This window comes from uncultured Eudoraea sp., from assembly GCF_947258525.1.
In the GTDB taxonomy this organism is placed as follows: domain Bacteria; phylum Bacteroidota; class Bacteroidia; order Flavobacteriales; family Flavobacteriaceae; genus Eudoraea.
The window spans coordinates 3,928-12,619 of the sequence record NZ_CAMYIP010000183.1; the positions used below are offsets into that span (position 1 = coordinate 3,928).

The 8,692-nt window shown below is 41.5% G+C and carries 9 protein-coding genes; 3 read left to right on the forward strand and 6 right to left on the reverse strand.

Going from position 1 to position 8,692, the window contains the following annotated elements; translation table 11 throughout:
* From Q0X89_RS13515 to Q0X89_RS13540, 6 genes are all read right to left on the reverse strand, one after another.
* On the reverse strand, positions 1-775 hold a 775-nt coding region (locus tag Q0X89_RS13515; protein ID WP_297695049.1), incomplete at its 3' end, for a Gfo/Idh/MocA family oxidoreductase.
* A complete protein-coding gene (locus Q0X89_RS13520; protein ID WP_297695051.1) occupies positions 772-1,791 on the reverse strand; it encodes an NAD(P)-dependent oxidoreductase in 1,020 nt (339 codons plus the stop codon). The genes Q0X89_RS13520 and Q0X89_RS13515, both read right to left, overlap by 4 nt.
* Before the next feature lie 46 nt (positions 1,792-1,837).
* The gene (locus tag Q0X89_RS13525) at positions 1,838-1,960 is read right to left on the reverse strand and encodes a hypothetical protein (RefSeq protein WP_297695053.1); all 123 of its coding nucleotides are present in this window, start codon (positions 1,958-1,960) and stop codon (positions 1,838-1,840) included.
* The gene (locus Q0X89_RS13530; RefSeq protein ID WP_297695055.1) at positions 1,960-2,895 is read right to left on the reverse strand and encodes an alcohol dehydrogenase catalytic domain-containing protein; all 936 of its coding nucleotides are present in this window, start codon (positions 2,893-2,895) and stop codon (positions 1,960-1,962) included. The genes Q0X89_RS13525 and Q0X89_RS13530 overlap by 1 nt, the downstream gene beginning before the upstream one ends.
* Before the next feature lie 30 nt (positions 2,896-2,925).
* A complete protein-coding gene (locus Q0X89_RS13535; protein WP_297695057.1) occupies positions 2,926-4,080 on the reverse strand; it encodes a Gfo/Idh/MocA family oxidoreductase in 1,155 nt (384 codons plus the stop codon).
* A 27-nt stretch (positions 4,081-4,107) separates the two neighbouring features.
* Entirely contained in the window at positions 4,108-5,157 is a 1,050-nt protein-coding gene (locus Q0X89_RS13540) for a TIM barrel protein (RefSeq protein WP_297695059.1), read from the reverse strand.
* 250 nt (positions 5,158-5,407) lie between these two features.
* On the opposite strand from Q0X89_RS13540, the gene Q0X89_RS13545 reads away from it, so the two are divergent.
* From Q0X89_RS13545 to Q0X89_RS13555, 3 genes are all read left to right on the forward strand, one after another.
* Positions 5,408-6,646 carry a sugar MFS transporter gene (locus Q0X89_RS13545; RefSeq protein ID WP_297695061.1) on the forward strand — a complete coding sequence of 413 codons (1,239 nt, stop codon included), beginning with the start codon at positions 5,408-5,410 and terminating at the stop codon, positions 6,644-6,646.
* A 91-nt stretch (positions 6,647-6,737) separates the two neighbouring features.
* Positions 6,738-7,577 (forward strand): sugar phosphate isomerase/epimerase, encoded by an 840-nt coding sequence (locus tag Q0X89_RS13550; RefSeq protein WP_297695063.1) that lies wholly within the window; start codon positions 6,738-6,740, stop codon positions 7,575-7,577.
* Positions 7,578-7,603: 26 nt separating this feature from the next.
* Positions 7,604-8,692 (forward strand): ThuA domain-containing protein (locus Q0X89_RS13555; protein ID WP_297695065.1); only part of this gene is annotated, 1,089 nt, incomplete at its 3' end.

The window sequence follows — 8,692 nt, forward strand, 5'->3', positions numbered from 1 at the left end:
CATTTATAACCCAATCCCGATAGCTATAGCGGGTACTTCCCTTTGTTCCAATTACCTTTATTATGCAGGTCCATGGATCCCCGGCATGGTCGTCATTCGCGAAACTTGCCGATAAATGGCTAAGTACGCCGCTCTCCATTTGTATATTGGCCATTGCAACATTTTCCTGTGGGGCAATTGTACGGTCTACAGTATGCTTCAGGCAGGATATAGTTTTGGGTTTTCCGGCAAGATAGAGCATGGTATAGCAATGATGCGTTAAAATCTGTCTTATAACACCGGGGTAGCGTACTCTGATATTATCTGCGTGATGAATATTATACATCATATAAAATTGGGTAATGTCGCCAAGGCTACCATTCTGAATCATCGATTTTGCTCTTAAAATGCCAGATTCATAAATATAATTATGAACGGGCATACATTTTACCCCGGCCTCTTTTACCGCTTTTTGCATTCTTTCCAACTCCTGAATGTTGGATGCAGCGGGTTTTTCAACCAATACGTGTTTCCCGGCCCTGGCTGCCTTTATGGTGTATTCGCAATGCGTTTCCATATTTGTGAGTACAAAAACCGCATCTATCTTAGGATCGCGCAACATTTCATCCACGGTTGTGTAAACAGAACACCCAAACTGCTTTGCTTTTTTCTGGCCTTTCTCAGCAGTTCTGTTCCATAGTCCTAACAGTTCGGCCCCCGGAAGCCCGTTAATGGCTTCCGCATGCAGGTCGGCAATATCTCCTGCTCCAATTAATCCAACTCCTATTGTCTTCATGAACTTTCTAATGAATATTTTAAAACTCCCGTATTTGCAATTTTTACGAATTCCCGCAGGGAAATCCGAACTCCTTCAGAAACAGAGGTTAAGGGTAAGTTATTAAACGTTCCCTCTATTTTCTCATGGTTTAAATCGGAAACAAATAAATTAGGAGGTGCTCCATCAGTAACAGAAAGTTCTGCAAACTCCCCTATTCCAAGTCTGGTAGCCTCCTCTTGTACAATTTCTAAAAATGATTCTATAGGGATAGTTTTTCCTTTAATATTAAAAGCACCAAAACCGTCAAAATCCTGCAAGGTACATTCAGCAAAATGAGATCCTACATCTTCTACAAAATGATAATTCTCCCTTCCGCCATAAGGCATTTCAAAAGGGATTTTTTCACCGTTTACAGATCCTATTGCTATGGCCTTTAACGCATTGGTAGGCGCTGAAGTTTTACCCTTATCCCTTCCTTTTCCATAGGTTGTATTAATTCTGAGGCAGACCGTAGGAATATTTGTATTGTCATAAAACAAGCGTGCAAGGTGTTCACCTGCCAGTTTCCAGATCCCATAGTGATTTGGTGGCGCCAGCCGGGCATCTTCCTTAATGGTTGATTCCGGATACATGGCTCTCATCCCATACACTGCAGCAGAACTTGCAAACACAAACCTTTTTAGATTTGTCAATTTTTCTGCGGCATCAAAAAGGGCCATGGTACCGCCTGTATTTATTTCCATTCCCCTAATATGAGCTTTCGAACAGTCCGGGCTCTGGTAAGCGCCTAAATGTATAATATGTGTTGGGTTTATCTTTGGAAGTAATTCTGATATGGCCTCGTAATCTGCAACATCCAGGGTAACGAACTCCAGTCTGGGGTCCATCTTTTCGCCAAGCCATAATTTCAAAGTCTCATAATTACCAGATCTTGAAGCAACAACAATTTTTCCTACTTGATCCGATTGTAATAGCTTATATATAGTCACTGAACCAATGCAACCTGTACCCCCGGTTATGAAAATTGTATGCATATATTATTATCCAATTTGTTGATAAAAGACTTTAATTCACTCACAATTAATTCATTTTAATCACAGCTTTTACATTATTGGCAAGGATTGAATCTTCAAAAGCCTGGCTGATATCGCTAAACTCATATCGGTTAATATAATGTTCCGATGGAAATATTCCTGTTACCATTAGTTTTTGAGCCACCATATAATCGTCTCTTTGATCTCCACATCCTTGGGATATGTGGCAATTACACAAATATCGCCTTCCGGCCTGACGACTGATATGGCTTCTGTAAGTACTTGCGAAACCCCTGAACATTCAATCAGTAAATCTACTTTGGCATTAGCTCCAAAAGAAATACCATTATTATCTGTTATTCCATTTGCCAGTTGCGAACTCAATGAATTCTCCGGAGAAACAACTATAGTAATAAATCCACGTTCAGCTGCCTTTTTTAAACGCACATTCACATCATGTTCTATCCCCGTAACCGCAACCCTGGCCCCTGCGGCCCTTGCCAGTTCGGCAGACATTAAACCAATTATCCCACAGCCGGTTACTATTACATCCTGTCCTGGTTTAATATTGCATTTATTATGCAGCGCATTTACAATAACAGACAAAGGCTCCACCAGGGCACCTTGTTCTGCTGTTAAACCTTTCATCAATGGCACTACCCGGTCTGATTCCAGAACCACCTGTTGTCCAAATCCGCCATTCCTATGAAATCCGATGATTTGTTTGGAAGGGCATAAATTCCATTTGGCTACACTACATGCCGGACAATCCTCATCCTGGCATCCGAGCATGGCCAGTGGTGTAAAGACATCCCCAACCATCACATCGCCATGATCCCCGGGACCCAATTCCAAAACCTCAGCGCTAAATTCATGACCAATTATTCTGGGGCGTTCCACCCAATCAAAGTTTGGTTTGCCCAGGCTTGCACTATTGTCTGAACCGCAAATGCCTGTAAATAAAGTCCTGGCCCTTATTTCTCCTTCCTTCAATTCAGGTAATTCCATATCTACAACTGCAGTATTACTGGTGACCTCAACACCTGCTTTAGGTATTATCTTTTCTCTTCCCTGAAGACAGAATCCCTTTATTGATTCACTCATTATTATGTATCGTTTCTGTTTACTGATTGCTCACCAGGAGACCCCTGTGTCTTTCCAGCTTCTGGATTTAGATGATTCCAGAACGGCTTCACATACTTTTTGGGTTTCCTGAGCTTCCCGAAAAGTCGGGGAGCAGGGTTTCCCGGTTTCAATACTTTTGAAGAAATCTGCCACCTGATGTACAAAGCTGTGTTCATACCCAATAGACAGACCGGGTACCCACCATTTATCCATATAAGGCTGATCTCCGTCTGTTACATGTATGGATCTCCATCCGCGTTCTATTGATTCATCCCGGTGATCAAAATACTCAAGACGACTAAGATCATGTAAATTCCATTTTATAGAGGCGTGTTCTCCATTAATCTCAAAAGTGTACAGAGCTTTATGGCCCCGGGCATAGCGTGTTGATTCAAAAAGTCCCAAGGAACCATTGTCGAAATGGCAATGGAAAATACAGGCATCGTCTATACCAACTTTTTGAACCTCCCCCGAAGCGGTGTGCACTCTTTCCTTAATAAAAGTTTCCGTCACTGCCGATACATCTTTTATTCCTCCATTCAACCACATAGCTGTATCTATACAATGAGCCAAAAGATCACCTGTTACCCCGGAACCAGCAGCATCATTGTCTAATCGCCAAAGACCTTCACCTCCCTGAGGAAGTTCAGGGCTGATGGTCCAATCCTGTAAAAAGTTAGCACGATAATGAAAGATTTTACCCAGCTTTCCCGCATCAATAAGTTGCTTAGCCAGAGTTACCGCAGGAACCCTTCGGTAATTGTACCAAACTGTATTTTTAACACCTGCTTTTTCAACTGCGTCAACCATAGGCTGTGCTTCTGCAACAGTTCTAGCCAGTGGTTTTTCGCAGAGTACCATCTTTCCGGCTTCCGCAGCGGCTATGGCTATCTCTGCGTGCATATTGTTTGGCGTACAGATATCAATAGCATCAATATCATTCCTGCCAATTAAGGTCTTCCAATCTGTTTCGAAGGATTCGTAACCCCATTGTTCCGCAAATGCCTTTACACGCTCTTTATTACGGGCACATACCGCTTTGAGTACAGGTCGATATTCCAATTCGGGAAAGAAATCCCCCATTCTTTTGTACGCATTAGAATGGGTTCTCCCCATAAATCCGTAGCCCACTAATCCTATTCTAATTTCCTTTTTGTTACTCATTAATAGTAATATGATTTTATGTATACATTAAATAGCTTCATGCCAGCCATGCAGTTCACGAACTTTTATCATCGCGGCCAAAACATCATTCCATGTTTTTTGCTGCATCATTACCTCATTGGGGAACATACATCCATCCCAGCATATATGTCTTATTTTTTTGGTTAAACTGCCGTCCTCATTTCTAAGCCAGTGTCCTGCATCAACAGGTATATCCAGTTTCCCGTTTGGATCTGATGCCTGGCAGTGCCTTCCGGTTTTATCATGGGAACCGGCACCAAAAACAGTCCCGTCATTTTGGGCAACATGAAAATCTATGGTCCAGGGCCTCAGTGCCCTGGTTAAGGTTTTCAGTCCTTCTGTTAAAGTGGCCCTGTCTTCCCATTTAAAGTCAACCGGTAATATTCTTTCGTCAGGTTTATTATACCCTAAAAGATACAAAAGGGTATGCGCCATATCGGCCTGAAATCCAATATTAGGCCTGTTCACAGCTTCAAGGGTATTAATCATGGATTTCCACCCATGCATACCTCCCCAGCAAATCTCACCCTCAGCAGCAAGGGATTCCCCATAGTCTGCTGCCACGTCACAGGCCTCACGAAATGTTTGAGCAATTAGTTTGGTATTGCCTACAGGATCTGAAGCCCAGGTCTCCGGATCAATAGATGAATCTATTCGGATAATGCCATTAGGCCTAACTCCAATCTCCCGCAGTTTTTGTCCAATAATACATGATTTTCGGACCTGAGTCACGAATTGTTTGCGTTCTTCTTTGGATCCCATAGCTGAACCGCCACCCGTAGGAGTCCAGACAGGTGCAACAAGGCTTCCAATTTCAAGGTTTTTGGCAAAGGCTTTGTCAGCCATCGCTTTGATTTCATCTTCAGATGCATCAATATTCATATGGGGATCAAACAGAAAAAGATCAAATCCATCGAATTTAACTCCGTCGATCTCAGCATTAGCTGTAAGTTCTATCATAGTATCGATAGATATCGGAGGTTCAGAATCCGGGCCCTTCCCCACTACTCCCGGCCAGGAGGCATTATGCAGTTTAGGATAGTTGTTTTGTTGCATGTTTCTTATTATTTGTTCTTTTTGCGAAATGAGTATTCTTAATTAAGAGCGTTGGTATTTTGTCCTAAATTAGCTAAAAATCAATTATCAATAAAATTTATCATTTGGATAAAAATTTAAAGGATTTTTCAAAGATCAGATAGGACAATTGTAAAATAATTATGATTTTAGCAAAAAAGACATTAATCTTATATATTCAAACCAATTTGTTTTCACCGATATGAGTTTGTAAATCAACCAAAACCAAACAATGGAAAACGTAACAAAAGCTCGCAAAATTAATTCTCAACGACTTTTTTATGGAAGTTGTTTAGCCTTAATCACAACGGCTTTATCCTTTAGTATTAGGGCAGGTATTCTTCCGCAACTGGGTGAAGAACTTAGCTTATCGGCTGAGCAATTAGGGTTTATTAACTCTATGTGGTTCTTAGGATTTCCAATATCTATGGTAATTGGTGGATTGATTTATCATACGGTTGGAGGAAAAAAAATTATGCAATTTGCGTTTTTTGCCCATGCGGTTGGTATTATTATGACCATCTATTCCGGAAGTTATATTGGGCTCCTTATTTCCACTTTACTTATTGGGCTGGGTAACGGTTGTACAGAGGCCGCCTGCAACCCAATGATAGCAGATGCCTACCAGGGTAACAAAATGAGTACAATGTTAAATAGATTTCATATGTGGTTTCCGGGAGGAATTGTAATAGGAAGTCTGGTTTCCAAGTTTATGACTGATGCCGGTTTTGGATGGGAATCTCAAATTTGGGTTATTTTATTACCTACCCTGATTTACGCTTATTTATTCTTTGGACAGCTCTGGCCAAGGGCAAAATCGAAGGAAGCTTCTTCTATAAAGAGCAATCTGAAAGCCATGTTCTCTCCTCTGTTTATTTTTATGATGATTTGTATGGCACTAACCGCTATTACGGAATTTGGACCACAACAATGGGTAGGACTTATCTTATCTAAGAGTGGTGCCCAACCCATGCTGATTTTAGCCCTCGTAACAGGTCTTATGGCTGTAGCCAGATATTTTGGAGGTGTTGTTGTAAGTAGATTTGATCAGACAGGAGTCTTGCTTGGATCTTCAATTTTAGCAACATTAGGAATATATCTCTTTAGTACTCAAACCGGCGGTATGGCCTATGTGGCAGCAGTAATTTTTGCCCTTGGTATCGCTTATTTCTGGCCGAATATGATTGGTTTCACAGCCGACAAAATATCAAAGAGTGGGGCACTTGGAATGTCTGTTATTGGTGCCGTTGGGATGTTTTCAACTTCCATTTTTCAACCAATCATTGGCAAATGGATAGATACTGATAAAACAGAGGCAGCTGCCATGGGTCTTACTGGTGATGAACTGGAATTAGTGGCCGGGCAGGCTACTTTAGGTACCATGGCTTTATTTCCGGCCATCTTAATTGTATTGTTCACTATCCTCCTATTCTGGATAAAAAGTCGCAAGGTGGAGCCTGCTTTCGCCTAGTCTGTTTATTGTTGTTTAATAATAAAAGGAACTGCTATCGACTTAATTGACAGCAGTTTTCTTTCTGTTTTACACCTATAAAATTTTTAAAATGAAAATCGGAATGAATATGCTACTCTGGACCAATCATGTTACAGAACAGCACTATGGAATTATTGATAACTTAAAGCAAACCGGATACGACGGGATTGAATTATTTTTGGGTGAAGGGAATGAACATCATTATTCCGGCTTAGGAAATCATTTGAAGGACATAGATATGGGCGTAACCTGTGTAGCATCTCTTGCGACAGAGGAAAATATTGCCAGTCCGGACAGAAAAACACGCGAAGCAGGATTAGAAAAGTTAAAATGGTCTATTGATATGGGGTCTGCACTGAATGCAGAGGTTATTTGTGGACCATTCCATTCCAGTTTTGCCTACTTTACACGTCAGCCCCCCAGGGAGGAAGAAAGACAATGGAGTATTGAAATGTTGCAAAAAGCAGCTGAATATGCCGGCAAGGCTGATATAATGCTTGCTCCCGAGGCGCTAAACAGGTTTGAATGTTACCTCTACAACACTATGGCCGATTTAAAGACGATGGCCGAGCAGGTAAATCATCCTAACCTTGGTGCCATGTACGATACACACCATGGGAACATTGAAGAGAAAAGTCAGGCCAAAGCAATTAAAACCATTGCACCCTATTTAAAGCATGTGCATATTAGTGAAAATGACAGGGGTACTCCCGGATCCGGGCAGGTAAACTGGGATGAAGTTTTCAGGACCTTAAATGAAATAAATTATAAAGGTTGGCTTACCATTGAAGCTTTTAGTACCATTATTCCGGAGTTTGCAAATGCCATAAATGTTTGGAGAGATTATTCCCCGATGGAAGAAGTGTACACCAGGGGATATTCTTTTATTAAAGAGGGCATGGATATCTGATTAAGGCACACTAATTAACGTAACGAATGAAAAAAACATTAATTCTTTTAATTGGTTACCTCGTAATAGTGTCTTGCGGGCAAAAGACAGAAAAGAAACGTTCTGAGGAGGCAGAAGTAACACCAAAACAATGGCTCACTTTTAATTCCGGGAATACTGAAGCTAAACATGTGGTCTTAATTTCTGGTGATGAGGAGTACCGATCTGAGGAAGCTTTGCCCCAATTAGCCAAAATTTTATCTGCCAAACACGGCTTTAGATGTACGGTGTTATTTGCGCAGGACCCATCTAAACCGGGTATTATAAATGCGAATTATGTTAACAACATCCCGGGATTGGATGCCCTGGAGTCAGCAGACCTGATGGTAATTTTTACCAGGTTCAGAGCATTACCGGATGATCAGATGAAGTTCATAGATAATTATCTTAAAAACGGAAAGCCGGTAATAGGCATCCGTACGGCTACCCATGCTTTTAATTTTGATTTGGATTCTAATTCTGATTACAAACATTATAGCAATGGTTATGAGGGCGACAAAAAAGAATGGGTCGACGGTTTTGGGCGCCTCGTTCTAGGTGAAAAATGGATTTCTCATCACGGGCACCACAAGCATGAAAGTACCGGGGGGATTGTATCCGAGGCTGGGAAATCACACCCTGTCACCAACGGTATTGAAGATGGCGATATCTGGGGGCCTACAGATGTTTATGGGGTTCGTTTGCCACTACCGGGAAATTCACTACCCATTATATTGGGAGAAGTCATGGAACGTGAAGGAGAATTTGATGAGGCAGATCTCTTGTATGGGATGCGGCCTACAGATACCATCCCTGTAATAAAGAATGATAATGGTGTCTTGCTTAATGATCCTATGATGCCTATAGCATGGACAAAAAGTTATCAGATACCGGGCGGTTTAAAAGGAAAGGCATTTACTACCACTATAGGAGCGGCGACCGATATGCTTAACGAGGGTGTGCGCAGACTATTGGTTAACAGTGTTTTTTGGAGTATGGACATGGAGGTCCCCGTAAAAGCCGATGTAGGCATTGTTGGCGATTTTAATCCCACAGCTTATGAATTCCGGGATGATGATTACTGGCTTAAAAAGCAA

Bases quoted from the DNA above. Each gene is read 5' to 3' on its own strand.
- Q0X89_RS13520 (WP_297695051.1), bottom strand. From the start codon at position 1,791: ATGCATACAATTTTCATAACCGGGGGTACAGGTTGCATTGGTTCAGTG.
- Q0X89_RS13525 (WP_297695053.1), bottom strand. From the start codon at position 1,960: ATGGTAACAGGAATATTTCCATCGGAACATTATATTAACCGATATGAG.
- Q0X89_RS13530 (WP_297695055.1), bottom strand. From the start codon at position 2,895: ATGAGTGAATCAATAAAGGGATTCTGTCTTCAGGGAAGAGAAAAGATA.
- Q0X89_RS13535 (WP_297695057.1), bottom strand. From the start codon at position 4,080: ATGAGTAACAAAAAGGAAATTAGAATAGGATTAGTGGGCTACGGATTT.
- Q0X89_RS13540 (WP_297695059.1), bottom strand. From the start codon at position 5,157: ATGCAACAAAACAACTATCCTAAACTGCATAATGCCTCCTGGCCGGGA.
- Q0X89_RS13545 (WP_297695061.1), top strand. From the start codon at position 5,408: ATGGAAAACGTAACAAAAGCTCGCAAAATTAATTCTCAACGACTTTTT.
- Q0X89_RS13550 (WP_297695063.1), top strand. From the start codon at position 6,738: ATGAAAATCGGAATGAATATGCTACTCTGGACCAATCATGTTACAGAA.